The sequence below is a fragment of the Paucibacter aquatile genome (assembly GCF_002885975.1).
Classification (GTDB): Bacteria; Pseudomonadota; Gammaproteobacteria; order Burkholderiales; family Burkholderiaceae_C; genus Paucibacter_A; species Paucibacter_A aquatilis.
In genome coordinates this window covers 178,058-201,970 of record NZ_POSP01000003.1, presented here as the reverse complement: position 1 = coordinate 201,970, position 23,913 = coordinate 178,058, and the positions used below count along the sequence as shown (strand labels likewise).

Below are 23,913 nucleotides of genomic sequence, written 5' to 3'. Positions count from 1 at the left end.
TAAGGACAGAGCCAGGTTTTGTATTCAGGACTTTTGCGCCACGCGCAGAGACTTGAAACGCTCCACCCGGTTCATCGGCTTGCCACCCTTGACGCTGTCCTTGTTCATCACATAGACCAGGGTCTCGCCCTTGGGGCCGCTGCCGATCTCGGTGAAGCTGTAAGGCACTTCGCCGAAGGCCAGGAAGTCCTTCATGTCCTTCAGGTCGCCGAACACGTAGAAGCGATTGCCCTTGAGCACTTCGCCGTAGAACTCGGGCGCGCCGCCGAACTGGCCGCTCAAGGCCTTTTCGCCGAGGCTGGGGCGGTTGCCCTTGACATCGTCGCCAGTGATGCCGAACACCAGGGTCGCGCCGCCTGGGCCTTCACCAATCTTGGTGCGGGTCAGGGTCACTTCGCCGTGGTTCAGGAAATCCTGGTAGTTCTTCAGATCACCGAAGGCATGGACACGGCCCGACTCGGGCAGCACCACATACAACTCCTTGATCAGTTCAAGCGCCGGCGCAGCGACCGGGGCAGCCACCGGAGCCGGTGCCGGCGCAGCGGCCACCACCGGAGCGGGTGCCGGCGCGGCAGCCGGAGCGGCCACAGGCTGGGTGTTGGCGCAAGCGCTCAAACCCAGGACGGCCACGAGCAGGGCCGAGTTCAGTGCAGTCGTCTTCATTGCTTGGGTTCCTTTGCAGCTTGAGGTCGGGCTGCCGCTGCGCCAAGAGGGCTGGGCGGCAGCCGCGACATCCGCTGGCTTGCTTCTTACTTGCTGATCTCAGCCAGGAAGCGGGTGGCCATGGCGGCGGGCACCGGCACGAAGCCGTCCTTGATGGTCACTTCCTGACCTTGCTTGGACAGCACCATCTTGAAGAACTCGCGCTCCAGCGGGTTCAGCGGCTGGTTGGGCTTCTTGTTCACGTAGACGTACAACACGCGGGCCAGCGGGTAGGTGCCGTCGATGGCGTGCTTGGCATCGGGTTCGACGAAGGGCTCACCGGCCTTCTTCGACAGCGGCAGGGCGCGCACGCCCGAGGTCTTGTAGCCAATGCCCGAGTAGCCCAGGGCATTGATCTGGGTGGACACGCTCTGCACCACCGAAGCCGAACCCGGCTGCTCGGCCACATTGCGCTTGAAGTCGCCCTTGCACAGGCCCACGTCCTTGAAGAAACCGTAGGTGCCCGAGACCGAGTTGCGGCCGTACATGGCGATGTCGCGGCTGGCCCATTCGCCAGTCAGGCCGACTTGGCCCCACTTGGTGAAGTCAGACGCGCCGCCGCACTTGCGGCTGACCGACAGGATGGCGTCCAGGTCGGTGATGGTCAGGCCCTTGATCGGGTTGTCCTTGTTGACGTACACAGCCAGGGCATCAATGGCCACGCCGACGGCGGTGGGCTTGTAGCCGTGCTTCTTTTCGAAGCCTTCGACTTCACGGGCAGTCATCAGACGGCTCATCGGGCCGAAGTTGGCGGCGCCTTCGGTCAGGGACGGCGGCGCGGTGGACGAACCCGCGCCCTGGATCTGGATGTTGACGTTGGGGTAGAGGCGCTTGAACTCCTCGGCCCACAGCGTCATCAGATTGTTCAGCGTGTCAGAGCCCACGCTGGTGAAGTTGCCGGAGACGCCGGATGCCTTTTGATATGCGGGCAGTGCCGGATCCACCTTGACAGCCTGGGCTGTGGCGGAGGTTGCGACAAACATCAAGCCTGCGATTTGCAGGGCAGCGGCAAGGCGAGAAGGGGTCATTCGTCAACTCCAGTGATTAGAAGGGGTGTGCTTTGTCTTGAAGCAGCCCGGATGCTAAACAGCGGTCGTGACAGAGATATGACGGAATTTGACATCCGGCGTCACAAATGAAAATCGCCGCCTGTCATGTGACAAGGCGGCGACTGTCATATGTCACTGCCTTCTGGCCCAAGCGGCCCAGGCAGTGGACGCCAAAACGCGCGAAAAAGCCAGCGGGAGCCGGTGAAAATCGCGGGCCTTGACTGAAAACTGAAATATTACAGATGCAGCGCGGCCATGCCGCCCAGGCCAAAACCCAGCAGGCCGAGGCCGACCGTGGCCCATTCCATCCAGCGCTTTTTCGTCAGCAAGGCGATGGCGGCCAAGGCAATCGAAACCTGCAAAGCGGTGGTGGCCTGTGCCCAACGGTGGTGCAAATGCATCTGCTCGGCGCTCTTTTCGTCAAAAGCCTGAGACTCCTTGTCCAGCGCTTCGGCCTTTTCTCGGATGCCGCTTTTCTCTTCCTTGTAGCGTTCGACTTCCTTTTGGTAGCCGGCTTTCTTGTCCTCGGGCACCAGGGCCAAGGCCAGTTCGGCCATGTTTTGCTTGTTGCTCTTGGATTGGTAGAGCGCCCATTGGTTGGCCGCTTCGGTCTTCTTGATGGCGGCATCGTTCTTGTACAGACCGGCATTGGCCTGTGTGGCCCCGCCCATATAAGAGAACATCGCGCCCACAGTGGCCAGGACAGCCGTGATCACCGCCAACTGACCGGCCAGGCCCTTGGGGTCGGCATGGGCAGCATGTTCAATCTCGTGGTCGTGCGGGCCGTGCACATGGAATCCGTGTCCAGACATGGTGGCTTCAGTCCTCTCTCGCTATCCAATCGTTCTGTTTCAAGGCTGGGCGCGGCGCTCGTAACGCACAAAGTCGAAGCGCCAGCCATTTTTCTCGCTGTGCAGCGTCTGCCGCCCAGTCTCCGCAAACTCGGCCGCGGGCCAGGCCGGAAACCAGCTGTCGGCATCGGCAAAATCGGCGGCCACCTCGGTCAGTTCCAGCACATCGGCATGGGCCAATGCTTCTGCGTAGATCTGCGCGCCGCCGATCACGCAGACCTGGGGCAGGCCGTCACAGGCCCGCAAGGCACTCGGAACATCAGCAAATACCTCGGCCCCGGCCAACATCAGACCCGGCTGCCGTGACAGAACCATGTTGCGCCGACCCGGCAGGGGCCGAAAACGCTCAGGGAGGGAGTCCCAGGTCTTGCGACCCATCAGCACCGGCTGTCCTTGAGTCAAGGCCTTGAAATGAGCCATGTCTTCAGGCAAGTGCCAGAGCAAGCCGTTGTCGCGGCCGATCTCTCGACCGCGGCCCAGGGCGGCGACCAGCACGACCCGGGGTCGTGTGGAAATGGCGGGTGTGCGCTGCTCGCTCATACGGCCTCCATGGCCTTGGTGGCCGGGTGAGGGGCGTAGCCCAGCAGCTGAAAGTCCTCCAACTCATCGCTGAAGATGGAATCCGGCCGGCGGCGGATCTTCGTCTGCGGGTAGGCGCGCGACTCGCGGCCAAACTGGGTACGCATCTGGTCAATACGGCTGTTGTAGACAGGGCGATCGCCGCCGGTCCAGGCGAAATCGTCGAGGTCGCACTGCGGCGCCTGCATCTGGGTCAGCAAGGCGTTGCTGGTGATTTTGAAGGGCAGGCCCAGGAAAACGTCGAGCTTGCGCTGGTCGCACGGGCAGGACTTGCGGTCACGCCGGCCCAGCGTCTGAGGTGTCGCGAGCAAAGACCGAAAGGTGGCGTGACGATTTGCGACATCCCATTTCCGAGCCCGAACGGTACACATAGGTGTTCTTGACGAGGTTTCCAAAAAAGTACCCACAACCGGGCGCCCATGAAAGTAGTGCAGAGACTGCGGGCCGCAATTATGCGGGGCGTGGGGCTGCCAGGTCGGATCACGGCCCGCTCGCTCTGGCGAGCAAGAGTTTCCATGGCCCACCGACTGCCGATCCCTGCCAGGGCGAAGAACCTCGAGAACGGCTTGCTGACGCAAACCGGCCCGTTAGGTACGTCCGCACGGTCCGCGCCATGAAGCACGCGCCGGGCGATGGCCGCACATGAGTCGCAATGAGGCCAGGGATGATGTCAGTTGTCTTGAGGCCGCCTTCAGTGTCTGTTCCCTCTGCCGCAGCGTCGCATCGGCCCGCGTCAATGCCAAAGTACAGGCGCGTGAGGCTCACGAGGCGATGCTGGCATGCGGTGATCCACGGGGCTTGTTGAGCGAAGACCTGCGCCTGTTGCTGGCGAACTCTGAAGCAAGAAGTTCCCGCAAACCGATTCGATGGGATGCCTTGGGGACTCTGCCGCGCAGGACAGGCTGCCTGCTGCAACGCTGAACGCGGCCCATCGGACCGGTGATGTCCGAGGCCTCCAGTTTGAAGCTCAGACCCAGGCACCCAGGGGCGTGATGGACCCGCTGCGTCAGCTTGCTGGCACCGGCGATGCCGAACCCCAGGACATGGTCAATCGCCTGTCGGCATCGTCGCCTGCCCGATGACTGGCGTTTTGACCTGGTCTGTCGGATTCAGATTGCCCAGGCCCTGCTGCGGGCCCCTGCGGCACCAGAGCGCGCAGGGGCAGTTTCCTGACCAGCTTTCTTTACCAGCTGTAGCGCAGCGCAACACCACCCGCCCGCGTGCGGGTGTCCCGGCCGTACTCAGCCTGCAGGTTGAACTCCACGGCCAGCGATGGGCTCAGGCGCAGCTCGGCCTGGCCGGACAGGATGGCCAGGTCGGGCGTGGGCATCAGGCCGTTGACGCTGAAAGCTCGTCCGTTGAGGGTTTTGAATGCGGCAAACATGCGGTGCTCACTCCAGGTCTCGTGAGCCCAACCCACGCGTCCCTTCAGCTGGAGCGAGGCGCCGCTGGGCAGCATCATGCGGCCCTCCACCGCCGTGCCCAACTCGCTGCGCAGCTGGGTGAATGCGCTGCGCTGGTAGCTCAGGGCCAGGTGAGGCTGGGCCGAGGCCTCCTCGTCGTGCGCGTGGATCGTGAAATGCTGCAGTTGCAAGGCCGCGAAGGGGGCGATGCGCCATCCTGGAGGATTGATGCGCAGGCCGGTCTCGATCCGCGCACCCCAGGCCTGGGTGCGCATCTGAGCCAGGTGGTGTGCGCCTGTCAGTTCAAAGCGTCGCTCGGTATCCAGCGTCTGGCGTGAATGCGTCAACGATCCCGTCAGGTACAGCTGGCCCCAGCGGCTGTCCGCCTGGCGCACCGCATAGGCGCCCAGCTGAACGCCAGGCCCGCGCGCCTGGTAGCCGTGGGACATCTCCAGGCTGGAGCGGTTGCTCGCGAGCGCAGCGCCCACCATCGTGTTGGCGTCGAGCGAAGTTTCAAGCCCGAAGGCCAGACCGCCCAAGTGGGCCTTGACATCCGCGCTGCCTGCGCCGTCGTAGCTGGCGCTGTGGCGTTCACCCAGGGCCTGGACCCAGGCATGCCGTGTCAGCTGACTCGATGAAGGTGCGGCGGGCAGGGCGCCCAGGCGGTCCGTCAGCAGGCGCCCGAACAGGGTGCTCAGCCGAGTGCCTACCGTCGCCACCGTGGTGGCACCGGCGCCGCTGAGGTCCCAGTACACCTGGTGCAGCGCCTCAGGGCTTGACAGGGTCACCAGGCGGGCGGTCAGCTCGCGGTAGTTGTCGCGTGACTCCGACTGGGCGGAGGCCAGCAGGTCGCCCAGGCGCTGCACGTCCTCGTTCATGCCCTCGGGGCTGAAGTCGGCATGCACGCTGAACCCCAGCTTGCCATCCTGGGGGTGCAGGCGGAAGTCCAGAATGGCCGTGTCGGTCACGGACAAGGCGCTGGCGTCCAGGCCCCCGCCCGCGCTGAAGATGGTGCCCAGAGAGTGCGTGCCCGGCGTGATCACGTGAGCGGTCTGCAGGACCGGTTGCAAACGGCCCTTGAGGGTGGCGTTGCCTGTGACGTGCAACTGATCGGCCACCCCGCTGGCATGGTCCATGCGCAGCGCCAGCGTGCCGCCTTCCCCTTGAATCAGATGACCGTTGATGCGCGTGGCAGCACCGGTCTCGCCGCCGTGCATGATCGTGCCCTGGTTGTGCAGCGTGCCACTGCCACCGAGGTTGAGCGTGCCACCGTGCAGCATCTTGCCGCCGCTGTGGTTGTGCACCTCGTTGCGCGCGCCCTCGGTCAGGTGCAGGTCACCCAGCAGCTCACCATGGTTGTGGATGGCAATGTCGCCTCCGGTGGTCTGCACTGCGCGACCGGCGTGCCCGTCGGCGCTGCCCACTTGCCCCCGGTTGTGCAACTCGTTGATGGGGCCTTCGAAGTACATGGCGGCGACGCCGCTGCCACCCACCAAGCTTGCACCCTCGCCGACCTCGACAACCGGGTCGGTCGAGGATGAGCCCCATAAGGCGTGTGCGTCTCGGCCTGAGACCGTCACCTTCACACCGGCGGCGTAGTTCACCTTCACATCGCCGCTCTTGCCGGAACCGCCTTTGTAGGTGGTGGTCTGAGTTCCGCTGGCGACGATGCCGCCGCCGCCGGCGATCGACTGCGCCACGATGGCGTGAGCGCCATTTCCGCTGGTGCTGATGTCCGCAAACACATTGACGGTCACGGCCCCGGCGTCTCCACTGCCCTTGTTGTAGGTCACGTTCAGGGCATTGCCCACGCCGATCACGGCGCCGCCACCGCCTCCCACGCTCTGGGCCAGGATGCCGTAGGCGTTCACACCCGAGGTGCGGATGGGGGCGTAGCTGTTGACCTCCACCGTGCCGCCATGGCCGCCGCTGCCGCCCGCGCCGAGTGTGGCGCTGTTGTAGGCATAGGCCAGGCCACCGCCATTGCCCACGCTCTGCGCGACGATGCCGATCGAGCCGGCCCCTGTGGTGCTGATGGCTGCGCGGTTGTTCACGAGCACGGCCGGCTTGGACCGCTGATCCTCGCCCGGGTAGGCGGGGCTGCCGGGCCGGCCGCCCAGCTTGGCGTCGCTGGCCAGCGCCAGGCTCAAACCGCCACCGCCGCTGACCGTTTGGGCCACCAAGGCCGGCGCCATATCGCCCCGGGTGCTGATGCTGCCGCCGTCCAGTTGGGCCGTCACGAGGCCGCTGAACTTCCAATCGTTCTTGCCAGTGGCCGTCGAGCCCAGGTTCATGGTGCCGCTGAAGCCCTGGCCCAAACGTCCCGCCGCCAGGGCCACGCCGCCGCCATTGGAGACGCTTTGCACCACCAGCCCGGCCGAGTGCAGGCCGCTGGTGCTGATCGACGGGCTGCCGCTGACGCTGGCATCGAAGGCGCGGCTGCCACTGCCGGTCTGTCCCAGTTGGCCGCTCAGGGTGGCGTTGGTGCTGGCCGCACTGCCGGGCGCCGCCACGGTCGGCGCCACCCAGGAAAACACACCGCCGCCGCCCGCCACGCTTTGCGCCAGCACACCCAGGCTGCCTGCGTCGCCGGTGCTGATGGCTCGCGCGCCCAGATTCACCCGGGCGGTGCCGCCGTCACTGCTGCCATCGGTGCCGCCGAGCTGGAAGCTCAGATCCACCCGGCTGGCCTGGGTCAGGTTGGTATGGGCAAAGTAGCCGCCACCACCGCCAATGCTTTGCGCCACGAGTGCGGGCGCGTTCATGCCGCTGGTGCTCCAAGCCTGCGAGCCTTTGCGTGCATCCACGCTGACCGCCGCGCCGGTGGACACATCCGTGCTGCTGGCCATGCTCAGCTTGTGGGTGACCGTGCCTGTGGCCCAGTAGTGGTCACCGACCAGGCCGCCGCCCGCCCCGATGCTCTGTGCCACCAGGCCGGCGGCCCCATGGCCTTGTGTGCTGATGGCCTGGGCGGTCCAGACGGTCACGTCGCTGCCGATGGCACCGCTGCTACGCAAAGTGGTCTGCAGCGGGTTCTCCGGGCTGAGCACCATCCCGCCGCCGCCGCCAATGCTCTGGGCCACCAGGCCGTGGCCGAGTGCGCCATGGGTGCGGATACTGCCCGTCAGTGCGACATCGCCGCTGCACTGACCGGCGCTGTCCAGCCCATTGCACAGGCGCACCACGCCGCCGTTGGCAAAGCCCGGCGCGCCACCCAGGGTGGCTGATCCGAAGGAGGTTGACAGGCCGCCGCCGCCGCCGATGCTCTGGGCCACCAGGCCCGCGGCCCCCGTGCCGCTGGTCTCCACCGCAGCGCTGCTGGACAGCAGCACGCGAGCGCCCGCCTTGGCCTGACTGTTCCCCAGGATCGTGCCGCTGGCCCGGCTGAGGTTGAGACCGCCGCCGCCGCCAATGCTCTGCGCCACCGCCGCATGCGCCAGGTTGCCGTAGGTGCTGACACGCTGACCCAGCGCCAGCTCCACCGTGCCGCCCGCGCCGCCTTTGCCGCCGCTGCCGCCGAGGTTCACGCTGCCGCTGAAGGCGCTGCCCTCGCTGGACGAGGTGGCCGCTGCACCCACGCCACCGCCGCCGCCCACGCTCTGGGCCAGCAGGCCCACGGCCAGGTGTCCTGCGGTGCTCAAGGTCTGGTCGGACAGCAGCCAGATACCGCCGCCATCGCCCCCATCTCCGCCGCTGCCGCCCAGCTGGCTGCTGATCGAGACGCTGCCCAAGCTGCCGGACTGTTGCCAGGCGGCCGCGCCCCCGACACCGCCGCCGCCACCAATGCTCTGTGCCATGACCCCGAAGGCGGCCAAGCCCTGCGTGCTGATGTTGGAGTTGATATCACGCAGAGCCAGCGTCACCGCACCGCCGTTGCCGCCGGCGCCGCCAGCGCCCCCGAGGTTGAGCCCCAGGCTGTAGCTGCTGCCCTTGGCGCTGCTGCTGCTTTGGCTGCTGCCGCCGACACCGCCGCCGCCGCCAATGCTCTGCGCCATCACCGCGGCGGCGAAATGCCCCTGGGTGGCCAGGGTCACCGTGCCGTTGGTGCTGACGTTGACCGTGCCACCCTGGCCGCCGCCACTGCTGCCACTTTGCCCACCCAGCGCGAGGCTGACCGACTTGGTGTTGTCGCCCCCCGTGTTGCTGCTGGCGCTGCCGCCACTGCCGCCACCGCCGCCAATGCTTTGCACCAAGAGGGCGCGGGCCGCTTCGGCCTCGGTCTTCACGCTGCCAGAGAACAGCGTGACCGCGACATCGCCGCCTTTTCCGGATGCACCGCCCTGGCCGCCCAGGGCGAGGGACGCAGCAGCTGTTCCTGTCGATGCGCTGCTCGACGCTGCGCCTCCAGTACCACCGCCACCCCCGACGCTTTGCGCCACCAGGCCATCCGCGCCCCAACCGCTGGTGCTGATGCTGCCACCGCTGTTGACCTTGACGATGCCGCCATCTTGGCCGCTCCCCGCCTTGCCGCCCAAGGCCAGGCTGGTGTTGCTGTTGCCGGCATCGGCGCTGGTAGCGCTGGTGCTGCCCGCCACGCCGCCGCCGCCGCCCACGCTCTGGGCCATCAAGCCCTGAGACATCAGGCCACGGGTTTGCAGCTGGGCGCTGCTGGCCAGGTCCACCGACACATTGCCGCCCCGGCCGCCGCTGCCGCCGCTGGCGCCCAGCGCCAGGCTCACCGCATGGGCGCCGCTGCTGGCGTTGGTGCTGCTGCTGCCGGCCTCACCGCCACCGCCGCCCACACTTTGAGCAAACAAAGCTGTCGAGCGCGCCCCGAGGGTGCTGACTGAAGCCGCAATGGACAGCCGGACATCCCCCCCGTAGCCGCCGCTGCCACCGCTGCCCCCCAGGGCGGCGGCCACCGCCACGCCGCTGGAGGCGGAAGTCGAGCTGCTGCCATTGCCCGTGCTGGCACTGTTGTCACTGCCACTGGCGTCACCCGCGGTGGCTGCCGCGCTGACGGCTCCGCCGCTGCCACCGCCGCCGCCCACGCTCTGGGCGAACACGCCGTGCGACTGCACGCCGCCGGTGCTGATGCTGCTGCCCAGCGCAGTGCCGCAGCTGCCATCGGCCTGGCGCGTGCCACACACCGTCACCGCACCGCCGTGGCCACCACCGCCCGCTGTGCCCCCCAGCCCCATGGCCACCGAAGCCGAACTGCCTTGGCTGGCCGTGGAGGTGGAAGAGCCCCCGTTGCCGCCACCGCCACCCAGGCTTTGCGCGATCAGCCCGGACGACAAGGCGCCCCGCGTGCTGAGATTGCCGGCGCTGGCATGCACGGCCACCGTGCCCCCATCTCCACCGCCAGCCCCCAAGCCACCCAGCGAGATGGCCACGCTGCTCTTGGCCGCATCGGCATTGCTGCTGCTGCTTCCTCCTTGGCCGCCGCCGCCGCCCACACTCTGGGCCAGCAGGGCAGGGGCGTGGGCGATGCTGTGCACGACACCCTCTTGCACCGCGAGGCCTGTGCTCACGCTGCCGCTGTGCTGCACCACCACCGAGCCGCCATGACCCGCCTTGCCACCCGCTCCCCCGAGGGCGAGGCTGGCTGCGTAGCCGGTGCTGGCCCCTGCAGCGCCGCCCTTGGTCGGGGTGCTGCCGGACACGCTGCCGGCGCTGGCCGAGTTGCTCTGGTTGTTGGGCGATGAGCTGGCCGTGCCGGTGCTGGCACTGGTTTTGCCGTCGTCTGCGGCCGGGGTGACGCTGGCGGCCGTGCTGGCGGCGCCCCCGTTGCCACCGCCTCCGCCCACGCTCTGGGCAAACAGCCCGCCGGCATTGCCCTGCCAGGTGCTGACGCTGCCGGTGTTGATCAGATTGACGCTGCCGCCACTGCCGCCGCCGCCGCCACTGCCGCCCAGACCCAAGGAGGCGGCGGCCTTGCCGCCGGCCTGTGAGGTGGCGCTGACCGAGCCGCCATCACCGCCACCGCCGCCCACGCTCTGGGCAAAGACGCCCAGGGACTGGGTTCCGGCCGTGCCGATGCGGCCGCTGTTGCGCACCTGCACCGAGCCCGCGTCGCCGCCGGTGCCGCCGCTGCCTCCGAGGCTGACGGCGACAGCACTGTTGCCGCCCTTGGCATTGCTGGTGCTGCTGCCGCCGTGACCGCCACCGCCGCCCACGCTCTGCGCATACAGACCGGCCGACAGATCGCCCAAGGTGCTCACCAGCGCGCTGCTGTCCACCGCCACGGCGCTGCCTTTGCCGCCCAGGCCACCGGCGCCGCCGATGCTGAGGGAGGCCCCCACGCCGTTGTCATTCTTGGCGCTCGAGCTGCTCGGCGCACCGTTGTCCTGGCTGAACTTCTGCGCCACGGCCACCGTGGCATTGCCCACGGTCGAGCCCACCAGGCCGGTGTACGCGGCCACGCCGGCAGCCTCCACCGCGCCCTGTGAACCGTCTGCGGAGGTCGATGCCGAGCCCCCATGACCACCACCGCCGCCAATGCTCTGCGCCAGCACCCCAGGCGACTGCGCGCCCGTTGTGTTGAGGGCGCCAGTGGGGGTCACCACCACCATGCCGGCATCGCCGCCGCCGGCACCAAAGCCGCCGACGGCCACCGAGGCCGCGTGCTGGTTGCTGACGGCGCTGGCCGACGCGGCACCGCCCTGACCGCCACCGCCGCCGATGCTCTGAGCCACCATGGCCGGGGCCTGCTGACCGAAGGTGCTGACGCTGGGCAAGCTCACCTTGTTGACCGGGGTGCTGCCCGCCGCTGCGCTGGCAGAGCGCCCTTCGGCCTGGCCGGTGGTGATCCAATGCACCGTGGCGGCGCGGGTGTCGTTGCCAAAGCTGGCCCGCAGGTCAGCGTAATTGGCCAGGTACTGGGCCGGGTTGAAGCTGCTGGTCACGCGACCTTCCCCATACCCCCAGTCCCGGTAATGCCGCAGCCCGGCGAGCGGATCGTTGCCCAGGGCGCGGATCAGGTCGGGGTGGGACGCGATGTAGATCAGCGGGTCCACGAAGGCACTCGCGCTGTCGGTCAGCGCCAGTGCGACCGGGGTGCTGCCGGCGGGCGCGCTCGCGCTGCGGCCCTCGCTGACGCCGGTGCTCACGTAGTGATTGGTGGCTGCTGCCAGGTCGCCGTTGAAGGACGCTTGCAGGTCGCTGTAGTTCGCCATGTACTGCGCTGCATTGAAGCTCTGCGTAGGGCGCGCCTCGCCGAAGCCCCAGTCGATGTAGTGCTTGAGGGCAGCCGCCGGGTTGTTGCCATAAGCCTTGAGCAGGTCGGCGTTGCTGGCCAGATAGGTTTGCGCATCGAAGTTCAGCAGCGCATTGCCCGCGTTGCTGCCGCTGCCGCCGCCACCGCCAATCGCCACAGCCGCTGCGGCGGAGCCGGCGATGGCGTGCGAGCTGGCCGCGCCCCCCTGGCCGCCGCTGCCGCCGATGCTCTGCACCAGCACACCCGCTGCGCGGTCACCCTGGCCGGCCGCGCCCGAAGCGCTGTTGCGGCTGGGCACGCCTGTTTGCACGGCATCCAGCAAGCGCACGGCGGCCTCGGCCCCGGCGCCGCCGGCAGCCCCCTTGCCGCCCACCGTCACAGCGGCGGCCATGCTCTTGTTGTTGGGGTCGCCCCCAGAGGCTGAGGCCGCAATCGCGGCGGTGGCCCCGCCCTGGCCGCCGCCGCCGCCGATGCTCTGAGCCACCACGCCCACCGCCCCTTGACCCTGGGTGATGACGGTGCTGCGGCCCACCACGGCGACGTTGCCGGCGTTCTGTCCACTACCCCCCGTGGCACCTGCTGCACCCGCCGCGCCGACGGATACCGCCATGGACGGGTTGCCCGTCGATGCGCTGGCCGACAGGGCCGAGCCGCCATTGCCGCCGTTCCCGCCGATGCTCTGCGCCAGCAGGCCGAATGACTGCTGGCCGCTGGTGAGCACCGGCGCATCGGCCTTGATGTTGACCGTACCCCCTTGTCCGCCCGTGCCACCCGTGCCGCCGATGCTGGTTGCCATCGCCACGATGGTGGTGGCCGAACCGGCGGCCGTGAAGCCGCCGCTGCCACCGTTGCCACCGATGCTTTGAGCCGCCAGGCCTGGGGCCATGTGTCCGCTGGTTTGCACAGGTAGGCGGGCCGTCATGGCCACCAGACCGGCCTTGCCACCGGCGCCACCCGCGCCACCCAGGGAGACGGAGGGCGCTGCCGCCATGCTGACCGAAGCACTGGCGGCCCAGCCGCCGGTGCCGCCCGAACCGCCCAGGCTTTGCCCCAGCACGCCAGGCGATTGGTCGCCCTCGGTGACCAATCGCTGCTCGGGGCCATGGACATGCAGCCAGACATCCCCACCGGTGCCACCCTTGCCACCGCCGCCACCCAGGTTGGCGGCCAGGCTCAGCCCGCCGGCCAAGGCGCCTGCCAGGGTGTGCCCGCCACTGCCGCCATTGCCACCCAGGCTCTGGCCTTGAATGCCCGGAGAAAAGGCGCCGCGGGTGAGCAGGCTCGCGCCATGGTCGATGCTGACCGTGCCGGCACTGCCCGCATTGCCACCGCCACCGCCCACGGCCAGCGCGACACTGCCTTGAAAGGACAGCGCACCTGCGGCGCTGAAGCCGCCTTGTCCACCGCCGCCGCCGATGCTCTGCGCCAGGATGCCCGGGGCATGCCCGACCTGGCTGGACTGGGCGGCGATCGCACCGGTGCTGTTCACCTGCACCGAGGAGGCCGCCGCCCCCGAGCCGCCGCTGCCCCCCGCGCCGATGCTGATGCTGCCCATGCCCGCCACGGTGCCAGCGATGGCATGGCCACCCGAGCCGCCGCCGCCGCCAATGCTTTGGGCCAGCAGCACCGGGGCACCACCGCCCTGGGTGGTCAGCGCCCCCTTGTTGGTGACGTTGACCGTTCCCGCATGGTTGCCCGAGCCGCCGCTGCCGCCGACGCTGACCGCGCCGGCCACGAACTCCGCGCCGGACAGGGCCACCGAGAACCCGCCATGGCCGCCACCGCCGCCAATGCTCTGGGCCACCAGGGCGCTCGCGCCGCTGCCCTGGGTGGTGATTGCGCCACGTCCGTAAGTCGGATTGCTGCTGCTGTCCTCATTGACGAGGGTCACGTTGCCGCCGGTTCCACCCGTGGCACCATCGCCGCCGACCGCCAGGGAGCCGGCATAGCGTCCCGAGGCCGCCAAAGTGATGGCCGAGCCCCCATTGCCGCCGCCGCCGCCAATGCTCTGGGCCACCAGACCTTGTGATCCTTCACCGCTGGTGTTGATCACGCCACCAGGGTTGTGGACCGCCACAGCACCGGCCGCTTGCCCACTGCCTGCTTTGCCGCCCACACCCAAAGAGGCCGAGCTGCCGGTGTACGCCAGGCTCAGGTCCATGGTGCTGCCGCCGGAGCCGCCACCGCCGCCGATGCTCTGGGCCAGCAGCCCAGGGGATTGCGCCCCGGAGGTGTTGATGCTCTGCCCATTGCTGCTGGCAAAGACCTGCCCTCCGGTGCCTGCCGCGCCGCCGCTGCCGCCGAATCCCAGCGACTGCGAGCCGATCAGGCTGCCGGACAGCGACATGGCGTAGCCGCCCGCGCCCCCGCCGCCGCCAATGCTCTGGGCCACGATGCCAGGCGAGGCGAGGCCGGTGGTGGCGATGCGGAAGTCCGTTCGGACCGCGGTCAGCACAGGGGTTCCGGCGCAGGGGCTGAAGCTGGAGGAGAGGGCGCTGTAGCTGTTGCAGTTCACCAGCACATTGCCGCCGTTGCCACCGCCTCCGCCGGCACCCCCATGAGACACGGCGGCACTGTCGCCGGCCAGGGCTGTCGCATAGGCCAGGGCCCCGCCCGCACTGCCGCCGCCACCGCCAATGCTTTGGGCCAGCAAGCCCGGGGAACTGATCTCGGCGGTTCCGAGGTGACCGACATGGGTCACCAGCACCTGCGCACCTGCGCCGCCACTGCCGCCGGTTCCGCCCACGGCCATGGCCGAGGCATTGCCGAAAATGGTCGTCGCCTTGCCTTTGGCTTTGGCAAAGCCGCCCACGCCGCCACCGCCGCCGATGCTCTGGGCCACCAGCGCGATGGCACCCCCTGCGCTCGAGTCATCGGCCGTCCAGCGGTCCTGACCGTTGCAGGCGATGCCGGTGCACAGACTGTTCCAGTTGATGACGGTCACGGCGCCACCGTCACCGCCCGCGCCGCCGGCGCCGCCGACGGCCGTGGTCTTGCTGCCGCTGGAAATGGCCATGCCGCCCGAGCCGCCGCCGCCGCCAATGGCCTGGGCGAACAAGGCGGTGCTCGCGGGGCTGAACACAGAAACCGATCCGGTGTTGTTCACCACCACCGCGCCCGCATGCCCGGCTGCCCCACCATCGGCACCCAGGATATGAAGCCCGGCACTGGCGCCGGCATGGCCCCCGCCGCCGCCGACCGACTGCGCTGCGAGGCCGAATCCGCCCGCGGGATTGCAGTTCGTGGTGACACTGTCGCTGCAGCCCAGGCGGGATCCTGATCCGACCTGCAGCGCCCCCGTGTTGTCCACGGCCAGGGTGCCGCCATTGCCACCCGTGCCGCCACTGCCGCTGTGGCTTTTGGTGTTCACACCGCCATCACCACCAAAGCCGCCAATGCTCTGCGCTGACATCGCGTTGCCGCCATCGGTCAGGATCTTGCCGGTGTTGCGCAGGATCACATCACCCCCGGTGCCACCGCTCTTGCCACTGCCCGCATTGGCTTTGTTGGCGGCATCGCCGCCGGTGCCACCGGCGCCGCCACCGCTTTGGGCCACCAGCCCCGCCGCACCGAGCCCACCACTGACCTGCATGGACAGCGCGTTCTCCAGCCGGACATTGCCGCCAGCACCGCCCGCCCCGCCATCGCCGCCCTTGTAGTCGTCTTTGCCGCGGGTGTTGTCGCCACCATCGCCGCCCGACCCACCATGGCTGATCGCCACCACGCCGGTGCTTGCGACGCTGTAGATGGCTTCTGCCGGGTTGGCGCCGGGCTTCACGAACACGGTCACGGAGCCGCCTGCACCGCCAGGGCGACCGTCAAAGTCGCCCTTGCCGCATTGACCGGAAGGATCACCATTGCCGCCTTTGCCGCCATTGCCGCCGCTGCTGCTCACGCCGATGAGCGTCCCTGGGTAGCTCAGGGACACGAGGCCGAGCTTGATCGTCTCGTCAATCGAAGGGCCGGTACCGCCCGGCGTACCCGGTACGGGGCCACTGACGCAAGAGCCACCGCCGACCGCATCCTTGCCCGCGGTGCCATTGGCGCCACTGCGGGCATCGGACACGTAATAGTTGGGGCCGGCCGTGACCGCCTGTGGCCAGGCTGCAGTTGGTGCGCACAGGCACAGAATGCCCCAGCCTTGCGCCAGCATCAGCCGACGTGAGGGGCGATTGGCAAAAGCCCCGTGAAACGCGTGCGCGCTCGTGTCGACGTCGGTGGCAGAGGAAGTGATACGTGGAGTCATGGCAGAAGACGGCAGGTGAGGGCGGTTGCCTGGCACCGGGTCTGCCCTGATGCCTGCACAGTTGTGGGGCGCGCGGGGCTGCACGGTGCAGGAGGCGGATTCGCCAACCATCTTAAGAATGCTTCTTGAGTGGGCATCGCTCAGTTAGCGTGCCCAAAAACGCATTTTTCAAGCCATCTGACTCGGGCTCACACCAGGTCTTTGGAGGGGCGTGCGCATGCCTCCAGCCAAGCTATCTTGACTGGCTGATCCAGCTTGAAGCAATGTCCGCTGCGCCCAGCGATGCTGAGGCGTGCTGGCGATGGGGCGCGTCCAGAAGCGATGCGGTTCATACTCCTTCGAAGCACGCTGTTCGAAGGAATGAAGGCGGCATTGCCCTGCAAGGACTAAACCGCGACTGCGCCCTTGATGTGGGGGTGCGGTTCGTAGTCGGTGAGCTGGAAATCCTCGAGGACATAACCGTCTATCGAGTCCGGCTTCCGAACAAGGTTCATTTTGGGAAGCGGGCGCGGATCGCGCGTCAATTGCAGCTTCACTTGCTCGAAGTGATTGCTGTAAATGTGAACATCCCCCCCCGTCCAAACGAAGTCGCCGGGTTCCAAATCGCATTGCTGCGCAAGCATCAACTGCAGCAGCGCATAGCTTGCGATATTGAAGGGCACGCCCAGAAACACATCACAAGAGCGCTGATAGAGCTGGAGGTGAAGCTTGTTTCCGATCACAGCCGTCTGGAAAAGACAATGGCAGGGAGCGAGTTTCATCTGTTGGAGCTCGCCCGGGTTCCAGGCAGTAACGAGCTGACGGCGTGAGTTTGGGTCGCGCTTGATTTGCTGAACTAGCTCAGCAATTTGGTCAATAGTGCGCCCGTCCGAAGTCGTCCAGTGGCGCCACTGTTTTCCATAGACCGGCCCAAGGTCGCCATTCTCGTCGGCCCATTCATCCCAAATGGAGACCTTGTGCTCCTTGAGCCATTTGATGTTTGTGTCTCCGCGGAGGAACCACAGGAGCTCAACGATGATGGATCGCAGATGCAGCTTCTTGGTCGTCAGGACTGGAAATCCCTTCGCCAGGTTGAACCGCATCTGATGTCCGAAGACAGCGCGCGTGCCGGTCCCGGTCCGGTCTGGCCGGTCGGTTCCCTCATCCATTACGCGTTGGAGTAGCTCAAGATATTGCTGCATGGGATGTCGCGTCCACGTTAGGCCGGTGACTGCGGTCACCTTGACTTGTATACGTTCATTGCCCGCCGGACAGAAAGCTATCCGCAGGCGGCTTCTATGGCTGGTCAGTGGAGGGTCGGATGTGTACCGGTACCCATCGAAACTTGCACGCTGTAGACCGCGCCCCGGCGGCTGTTCTCGCGCGGCCATTCGTCCCAGACGGTGTCGCCGCGTTCCTGCAGCGATTTCACCTTCGAGGCACCGCTCAGGAGCCGGGGGAGTTCCTGGTTGATCGATTTCAGCTGCACCGCCGTGGTCGTGGCCCGTGTAAAGCCCGGGCTCGGATCGACGCGCATCTGGGGACCGCGCCACGAGCGCGTGCGCTTGCTGGTGCCGGTGCGGTCGCCCTTGTGCGCGCCATACTCCAAGACATGGTGCATGAAATCCTCAAACTCGCGAGGTGCGACGCTGCTGCAGATGTACATGGGGCGGGATTCTAGAGCTGCGGGCTGCATCCAGCGGGGTCTGTCACAGGCAAGCGCCGTTCAAGCTGCGATGATGGCGCGTCTGGTTTGCCACGAAGGCATGCGCTTCCGCCCAATTTCATCCCATCTCATCCCCTCCCATTGAAATTTACGGTCCTATGTTGATCAAACGTCTGCTCATCGCTTTGCTGGTTCTGGTGCTTCTGGCTCTGGCCTATTTTTACGCTGCCTTGAATTGGAGCTACTCCAGCGGCGAGCGGGCGGGTTGGATTCAGAAGCTGTCCAAGAAGGGCTGGATCTGCAAGACCTGGGAGGGCGAGCTGGCTTTGGTGTCCATCCCGGGCAGTTCCACCGTCGAAAAGTTCCAGTTCACGGTCGCCAATGACGAGACCGCCGCCGCCCTGACCGAGGTGATGGGCAAGCGCGTGAGTCTCCACTACGAGGAGAAGGTCGGCCTGCCCACCAGCTGCTTTGGCGAAACCCGCCACTACGTGACCAAGGTGACGGTGGCTTCGGACATTTCGCTCTCGCCGGGCGTGGTGGTGCACACCAGCCCCGCTGCTGCATCGCCCGCACCCGCAGCCTCGGGCGCCAGTGCCCAGCCTTGAGTGCCGGACGGCGGCGAAGCTCAGGTCAGAAACATCTCCCTCAGCTCGCGCCGCGGCGCCGGTGAGGCGGCCTCCAGCCCGTAGCCCACGCGGGCCAGCATTTGCACGGTCTCGGGGCTGTCTTCGCTGCAGGCCAGAAGCTGGCGCAGGGCGCGCAAGTGCGGGCGGACTTCGGCGTACTCCTGCAAGGCCTGAGACAGCGGATGCATGTCCAGGCCGGCCGCGCAGGCGCGCAGATGGCTGCGTACATAGGCTCGACCGCAGCGCAGCTGGGCTGCGCGTGAGTTGTCTTCGCTGACGATCCAGAGATAGCCGCTGGCGGTCTCAAAAGCGGCCCAGCGCTTGCGGATCTGCGCCATGCTGCTGCTGTCAGCCCGGGGCACTTCGAAGCGATTGAACAGGCCCAGCGCGGCGCTGAGCCGCACCATGCCGCCCATCAAGGCGATGCCGTCCCGGTGCTGCTCCACTTCGGCCGGGCCGATGCGCATCAAGCGGGCGGATTCCAGATAGGTGCGCGGGGTCAACATCTCGGTCTCGAAGGCCTCACGCGTGATGCGTCGCAAGGCATCCATGGTCTTGCCGTCCGTCACGGCGCCCACCCTCAGGCCCGCCCCAGCCTCCACCGCTGCATCGCGCAAGGTTTGCCATTGCTCGGCGCTGACGCTGCGGCTGCTGTCGTACAAGCCTTTGTGGGTGTGGCGGCGCCGAATCTGTGCGAACAAGGGGTCGCGCGCAAGCCCGGGTTCTGTCCTCAGGCGCAGGCGCGCAATGACCTGGCCACCCGGCAAGGTAAAGGGTGTGGGCTCACCGTTTGGGAAGGCCTCCACCTGCAGCCGAATACCTCGCTCGGCCGCGGCGATCACGGCCAGTTCAATGAAGGCGCCACAACCGATCAGAATCTGCCGGCCCCAGGGGTCCGTCTCGGGCAGCAGGCGCTCACCATCACAGATCAGCAGGATCTGCCCGGATTCACGCAGATCGGCCAGCCAGGGCTGGCGGTTGTGCGGGTTCGGTGCCAGCAGCGCATGCGCCAGCAGCCAGTGCCTCACATCCCCAGCGATGTTTTGGACAGGTTCTTGCCATGCGCTGAGCGCAGGCGGCGGAACCTCCTGCGTGCAGCCGCTCAGGGGCAAGGCTGCCCCCACCACGCCTCCGCCCAGCAGGCGGATGAAAGCCCGCCGCGCGGGCTGCCGGCCGTCAGCGCGCGGCGACATGGGGTGGCACCGCCTGGGCCAGGAGTTGAACAAAGCGCTGGGCCACGCCATCGGCTTGCAGCCTGGCATGGCCGGTGGCCGTGTAGGCCGAGCCGATGTCCTCCATGCCTGCCCGTCCCGTGATGGCCAACGCCGCCACAGGTTCCTGGCTGACGCTGTCCAGGGCCTGCAGTTCCACGGTCACGCCACCATGCGAGAGCGGGCCGATCAAGAGCAAGGTGGTCAGGAAATTTGCGGCGGTATTGGCCAGCTGCACCTCGGTGATGGATGCCTTGATCGACAAGGTCTCGCGCGCTTCGCCCATGCTGTGCAGCTGCCAGCCGGCCGCAGTGAATCGTTGGCTGAGTGCCGCCATCAAGGCCTCGCGCAACTCGCCTCGTTGCTCCTCACTCAAGTCCACGCTGTCGCCGAATGCGATCGTCGCCGGGTCGATGCGCACCGCGCGATAGCGTTGAGGTTGGGCACTGCGCCAAGACTTGGTGCCATCGGCCTGTGTTTGCAGCTCAATCCGCGGGCTCAGGCTTTGCGTTTGTTCCGGCGCGCCGATGCTGGCGCAGCCCGATAGGACCAGGCCCAGGCTCAGTGTCATGCCCCATGCCAGGGCGCCGTGCCGCAGGGCTGTGCGCGTCTTGATGTACTTCACCATCGTGTTGGATCTCCAGTGTCCATGCCGCTTCGGACTGAAGCGGCTGGGGGCACTGTCGCAAGCCCTCTGCGGCCTGCCTAGATCGGCGCGCGCAAGCCAGCTATGCCAATCTGCATGGCCCGCCTGACGCGTTCGCGATGGGAAATCAAGCGGTCTCGCCAAAGGCCGGCGGCAAGGCTTCGGCCAGAAAGTCGTAGACCCGCCGCACCAGCTTGTTCGAGCGGATCTCGCGATGCACCGCCAGCCAGCAGGGCAGGGTGGGCACGCTCACCTGCGGCAGCACTCGCCGGATCTCGGGTCTCTGGCGCGTGGTGTAGCTGGCCACAAAGCCGATGCCGGCGCCGGCCTCCAGCAACATGCGATAGGCCACCTGGTCATCGGTTCGGATGGCGAAGTCCTCGCGGCTCAGTGGCAGGCCCAGAGCGGCCAGGCCGCGCTCGATCTGCGGGTCGCTGGCATAGCCGATCAGGTTGTGTTGCAGCAAATCGGCGGGCTCGCGTGGGGTGCCCGCGCGCTGCAAATACCGCTCGTGGGCGAAGGCGCCGATCTCGATCACGCCCAGCTTGCGCGCGATCAGGGCGGTTTGTTCGGGCCGCACCATGCGAACGGCAATGTCGGCCTCACGGCGCAGCAAATTGCTGAGCTCGTTGCTGGCAATTAGCTCGATCTGGATGTCGGGCTCCTGGGCTCGCAACTCGGTCAAGACCGAGGGCAGCAGGTAGCTGGCCGCCGTCACGCTGCAGCTGATGCGCACCGTCCCCGCCGTCTGATTGCGTTGCCCGGCCAGCGAGCGAGCCAGGGCTTCAGCGCCCTGTTGCATCTGCCGCGCGGCGGCCGCGATGGCCAAAGCACTGCGGGTGGGGGTGACACCGCGGCCGGTGCGCTCGAACAGCGGTTCGTTCAGCTGCGTTTCCAACTCGGCGATATGTCGGCTGAGCGTGGGCTGCAAGACGCCGGTGCGGCGAGCGGCGCCCAGCAGGCTGCCGGCATCCAGCACCGCCAGAAAGCTCTTGATCAGCGCCCAGTCAAAGGTCTCAAGCTCAGGATGTGTGGCCATGTCGATGAGGCGAGGATTGGGGTCCGCTGAAGCCCTGTCAGAGATCGAACTGCAGCGCCGCCAGGCGCGCATACAGCCCGCCGCGCGCGCTCAGTTCCGCATGCGTGCCTTGCTCGACGATGCGTCCGTGCTCCATGACGATGATGCGGTCGGCGCGCTGCACCGTGGCCAGGCGGTGGGCGATGACCAGGGTGGTGCGGTCCTGCATGGCCACTTCCAGCGCGGCCTGCACCATGCGTTCGCTCTCGGCGTCGAGCGCGCTGGTGGCCTCGTCCAACAGCAGCAGGGGCGGGTTCTTGAGCATGGCGCGGGCAATGCTGATGCGCTGCCGCTGGCCGCCGGACAGGCGCACGCCGCGCTCCCCCAGGAAGGTGGCATAGCCCTCGGGCAGGGCGCGGATGAAATCGTCGGCAAAGGCCGCCTTGGCGGCGGCCATCACCTCGGCATCGCTGGCCTCGGGCCGGCCGTAACGGATGTTTTCCATCGCGCTGGTCGAGAAGATCACGCTGTCCTGCGGCACCAGGCCGATGGCCGAGCGCAGATCGGCCAGGCGCAGGCGATCGGTGGGCACGCCGTTGAGCAGGATGCGGCCGCTTTGCGCCTCATAAAACCGCAGCAGCAGCTGGAACACCGTGCTCTTGCCGGCGCCGCTGGGGCCGACCAGGGCCACGGTTTCGCCCGGGGCAATTTCCAGATCGAAGTCCGCCAGGGCTGCCTGTGCGGGGCGCGAGGGGTAGTGGAACTGCAGGGCTTGCAGGCTCAGGGCCGTGCCGCCCTGGACCGAGGGCAAGGGCAGGGGATCGCGAGCTTCGGCCACGGGTGATTCGCTGGCCAGCAACTCCATCAGCCGCTCGGTCGCGCCTGCCGCGCGCTGCACATCGCCAAAGACCTCGGCCAGCACCGCCACGCTGCTGACCAGCAGGATCACATAGACCACGGTCTGGCCCAGATGGCCGGCCGTGATCTTGCCCGCCAGCACGGCTTGCGTGCCCTGGTACAGGCCCCAGAGCAGGGCGGCAAAGGTGGCGGTGATGATGAAGGCCACCAGGCCCGAGCGCACCTTGGTGCGCTTGCGGGCGGTGTCAAATGCGCTCTCGCTGGCGGCAGCAAAGCGGGCGGCCTCGGCCTTCTCCTGGGTGTAGCTCTGGACCACCGGCACGGCATTGAGCACCTCGGCCGCGATGGCGCTGGTGTCGGCCACCCGGTCTTGTGAAGCGCGACTGAGCTTGCGCACGCGCCGGCCGAAGTACAGGGCCGGCAGCACCACCAGCACCAGAATGCCCAGCACCTGGCCCATGACCAGCGGGTTGGTCGCCACCAGCATGATCAGCGCGCCGATGCCCATGACCGTGTTGCGCAGGCCCATGCTGAGGCTGGAACCCACCACCGTCTGCACCACCGTCGTGTCGGTGGTGATGCGGCTGAGCACCTCGCCGCTCTGCGTGGTTTCAAAGAACTCGGGGCTTTGCTGCAGCACATGGCGGTAGACCGCATTGCGCAGATCGGCTGTCACCCGCTCACCCAGCCAGGTCACCATGTAGAAGCGCCCGGCCGAGAACAGACCCAGCGAAGCGCCCACCATGAAGAGCGCCAGGAAATGCTCGCGCATGGCCATCAGGCGCTCGCCGTGGTTGCTTGCGCCGCCCAGGCCCTGATCCACCAGCTGGCGCAAGGCCATGGGAAAGGCCAGGGTGGCCAGGGCTGCCAGCAGCAAGAACAGCAGGGCCGCACCGATGCGCAGGCGATAGGGCCGCAGAAAAGGCCAGAGGCCGCTCAAGGAACGGGGATGCGCCCCGGGGCGAGCGGCTGCTTTGGGGCCATCGGCCGCAGCCAGAGTGGCTCGGGAGCTGGAAGGCAGGGCGGCAGGCGTGGCGGCAGGCGAGGTGGCAGAGGATGACATGCAGCGCAGTGTAGACAGGACAGAGGAGGGGGCGCGAGGTGCACGAAACGCAAGAGGATGCGTGCTGAGCACGCCGGCGCTTCGGGCTCCGAGCGAGGGGCCTGGGGGTGGGGATCGCAGCAGTTGAGATGGGGTGGCCTGCCCCATCCACAAGCCCTGCCTTCGGTGAGCTTTTCCTTTATTTGACTTGACAATGATTGCCTAGGCAAATAAATTGCCAACCATGCCCAAAAGTAAAACTCCTTCGGCCGCCCCTGAGCCCGGCCAGCACCCGGGCCCAGATGTGGGTGCCAGCGCGGAAGCGGGTCTCGACCCCGCTGGTCATCCGCGCTTTTATCAGTCGGCCAGCTACCGCCGCGAAGATAGCTTGGGCTGGCTCTTGCGCAAGCTCAAGCAGTCCATCGTCCATCAGGCAGGCCGCCAGCTCGGCGATCATGGCCTGACCCATGCGCAGTGGGGCGTATTGATGGTGCTGCGCTTTGGCAGCAACCACTGCACGACCACGGCCCTGTGCCGCGAACTCGATGCCGACGCGGGTGCGCTTTCGCGCTTGCTGGACCGCCTGGAAGCCAAAGGCCTGGTGCTGCGAGAACGCTTGGCCGAAGACCGCCGCGTGGTCCAGGTCTCCTTGACCGACGCCGGCTTTTCAGCCTCCGACCAGCTTCCGGCCTTGCTGTCCGATGTCTTCAATGCCCACCTCAAGGGCTTCAGCCACGCCGAATGGCAGCTGCTGCTCAGCATGTTGCGCCGAATGATTGACAACGGCGAAGCGCTGCGCCGGGCGCAAAGCACCCCGGACATCGACTGATCGCCGCCGCCCAGGCTGCAGCGGCCGCGCCGTTGAAGGGCCACCT

Annotated in this window: 14 protein-coding genes; 2 read left to right on the top strand and 12 right to left on the bottom strand. The window is 67.4% G+C overall.

Translation table 11 applies throughout. The features are described from left to right. Window positions 1–24: 24 nt before the first annotated feature. The 8 genes from C1O66_RS23595 to C1O66_RS04220 all read right to left on the bottom strand — a co-directional run bounded on the left by C1O66_RS23595 (window position 25) and on the right by C1O66_RS04220 (window position 17,634). Window positions 25–663, bottom strand: coding sequence for a hypothetical protein (locus C1O66_RS23595; RefSeq protein WP_165794469.1), 639 nt, complete (start codon window positions 661–663; stop codon window positions 25–27). Between the two features lie 86 nt (window positions 664–749). After that, window positions 750–1,730, bottom strand: a complete 981-nt coding sequence (locus tag C1O66_RS04250) for a PstS family phosphate ABC transporter substrate-binding protein (RefSeq protein WP_102766747.1) — start codon at window positions 1,728–1,730, stop codon at window positions 750–752. 257 nt (window positions 1,731–1,987) lie between these two features. Beyond that, entirely contained in the window at window positions 1,988–2,563 is a 576-nt protein-coding gene (locus C1O66_RS04245) for a DUF4337 domain-containing protein (RefSeq protein ID WP_102766746.1), read from the bottom strand. A 39-nt stretch (window positions 2,564–2,602) separates the two neighbouring features. Beyond that, window positions 2,603–3,142, bottom strand: coding sequence for a dihydrofolate reductase (locus C1O66_RS04240; protein WP_102766745.1), 540 nt, complete (start codon window positions 3,140–3,142; stop codon window positions 2,603–2,605). After that, the gene (locus tag C1O66_RS04235) at window positions 3,139–3,492 is read right to left on the bottom strand and encodes a thymidylate synthase (RefSeq protein WP_165794468.1); all 354 of its coding nucleotides are present in this window, start codon (window positions 3,490–3,492) and stop codon (window positions 3,139–3,141) included. The genes C1O66_RS04240 and C1O66_RS04235 overlap by 4 nt, the downstream gene beginning before the upstream one ends. Window positions 3,493–4,364: 872 nt before the next feature. Further along, window positions 4,365–15,989, bottom strand: coding sequence for an autotransporter outer membrane beta-barrel domain-containing protein (locus C1O66_RS04230; RefSeq protein ID WP_133155098.1), 11,625 nt, complete (start codon window positions 15,987–15,989; stop codon window positions 4,365–4,367). A 386-nt stretch (window positions 15,990–16,375) separates the two neighbouring features. Continuing rightward, on the bottom strand, window positions 16,376–17,170 hold the full coding sequence (locus C1O66_RS04225) for a thymidylate synthase (protein WP_102766742.1): 795 nt from the start codon (window positions 17,168–17,170) through the stop codon (window positions 16,376–16,378). A 104-nt stretch (window positions 17,171–17,274) separates the two neighbouring features. Then, entirely contained in the window at window positions 17,275–17,634 is a 360-nt protein-coding gene (locus C1O66_RS04220; RefSeq protein ID WP_279305040.1) for a thymidylate synthase, read from the bottom strand. Between the two features lie 158 nt (window positions 17,635–17,792). Here C1O66_RS04220 and C1O66_RS04215 point away from each other — a divergent pair, with 158 nt between their 5' ends. Beyond that, window positions 17,793–18,242 carry a hypothetical protein gene (locus C1O66_RS04215; protein ID WP_207795901.1) on the top strand — a complete coding sequence of 150 codons (450 nt, stop codon included), beginning with the start codon at window positions 17,793–17,795 and terminating at the stop codon, window positions 18,240–18,242. Window positions 18,243–18,262: 20 nt separating this feature from the next. Here the strand turns inward: C1O66_RS04215 and C1O66_RS04210 are convergent, their stop codons facing one another. From C1O66_RS04210 to C1O66_RS04195, 4 genes are all read right to left on the bottom strand, one after another. Continuing rightward, complete coding sequence (locus C1O66_RS04210) at window positions 18,263–19,456, bottom strand: Acg family FMN-binding oxidoreductase (RefSeq protein WP_102766740.1); 1,194 nt, start codon at window positions 19,454–19,456, stop codon at window positions 18,263–18,265. Then, window positions 19,440–20,102, bottom strand: a complete 663-nt coding sequence (locus C1O66_RS04205; protein WP_102766739.1) for a DUF3313 family protein — start codon at window positions 20,100–20,102, stop codon at window positions 19,440–19,442. The genes C1O66_RS04210 and C1O66_RS04205 overlap by 17 nt, the downstream gene beginning before the upstream one ends. A gap of 145 nt (window positions 20,103–20,247) precedes the next feature. Next, window positions 20,248–21,159 carry a LysR family transcriptional regulator gene (locus C1O66_RS04200; protein ID WP_102766738.1) on the bottom strand — a complete coding sequence of 304 codons (912 nt, stop codon included), beginning with the start codon at window positions 21,157–21,159 and terminating at the stop codon, window positions 20,248–20,250. Between the two features lie 37 nt (window positions 21,160–21,196). Then, the gene (locus C1O66_RS04195) at window positions 21,197–23,059 is read right to left on the bottom strand and encodes an ABC transporter transmembrane domain-containing protein (RefSeq protein WP_102766737.1); all 1,863 of its coding nucleotides are present in this window, start codon (window positions 23,057–23,059) and stop codon (window positions 21,197–21,199) included. Window positions 23,060–23,282: 223 nt separating this feature from the next. Between C1O66_RS04195 and C1O66_RS04190 the strand changes: the two genes are divergently transcribed. Next, entirely contained in the window at window positions 23,283–23,867 is a 585-nt protein-coding gene (locus C1O66_RS04190; RefSeq protein WP_102766736.1) for a MarR family winged helix-turn-helix transcriptional regulator, read from the top strand. Window positions 23,868–23,913 lie beyond the last annotated feature (46 nt).

What these genes read in the sequence shown, in the direction of transcription:
- C1O66_RS04220 (WP_279305040.1), bottom strand. Translation starts at nt 17,634, where the DNA reads ATGTACATCTGCAGCAGCGTCGCACCTCGCGAGTTTGAGGATTTCATG.
- C1O66_RS04250 (WP_102766747.1), bottom strand. Translation starts at nt 1,730, where the DNA reads ATGACCCCTTCTCGCCTTGCCGCTGCCCTGCAAATCGCAGGCTTGATG.
- C1O66_RS04205 (WP_102766739.1), bottom strand. Translation starts at nt 20,102, where the DNA reads ATGGTGAAGTACATCAAGACGCGCACAGCCCTGCGGCACGGCGCCCTG.
- C1O66_RS04230 (WP_133155098.1), bottom strand. Translation starts at nt 15,989, where the DNA reads ATGACTCCACGTATCACTTCCTCTGCCACCGACGTCGACACGAGCGCG.
- C1O66_RS04225 (WP_102766742.1), bottom strand. Translation starts at nt 17,170, where the DNA reads ATGCAGCAATATCTTGAGCTACTCCAACGCGTAATGGATGAGGGAACC.
- C1O66_RS04240 (WP_102766745.1), bottom strand. Translation starts at nt 3,142, where the DNA reads ATGAGCGAGCAGCGCACACCCGCCATTTCCACACGACCCCGGGTCGTG.
- C1O66_RS04200 (WP_102766738.1), bottom strand. Translation starts at nt 21,159, where the DNA reads ATGGCCACACATCCTGAGCTTGAGACCTTTGACTGGGCGCTGATCAAG.
- C1O66_RS23595 (WP_165794469.1), bottom strand. Translation starts at nt 663, where the DNA reads ATGAAGACGACTGCACTGAACTCGGCCCTGCTCGTGGCCGTCCTGGGT.
- C1O66_RS04195 (WP_102766737.1), bottom strand. Translation starts at nt 23,059, where the DNA reads ATGTCATCCTCTGCCACCTCGCCTGCCGCCACGCCTGCCGCCCTGCCT.
- C1O66_RS04245 (WP_102766746.1), bottom strand. Translation starts at nt 2,563, where the DNA reads ATGTCTGGACACGGATTCCATGTGCACGGCCCGCACGACCACGAGATT.
- C1O66_RS04215 (WP_207795901.1), top strand. Translation starts at nt 17,793, where the DNA reads ATGTTGATCAAACGTCTGCTCATCGCTTTGCTGGTTCTGGTGCTTCTG.
- C1O66_RS04190 (WP_102766736.1), top strand. Translation starts at nt 23,283, where the DNA reads ATGCCCAAAAGTAAAACTCCTTCGGCCGCCCCTGAGCCCGGCCAGCAC.
- C1O66_RS04210 (WP_102766740.1), bottom strand. Translation starts at nt 19,456, where the DNA reads ATGTCGCCGCGCGCTGACGGCCGGCAGCCCGCGCGGCGGGCTTTCATC.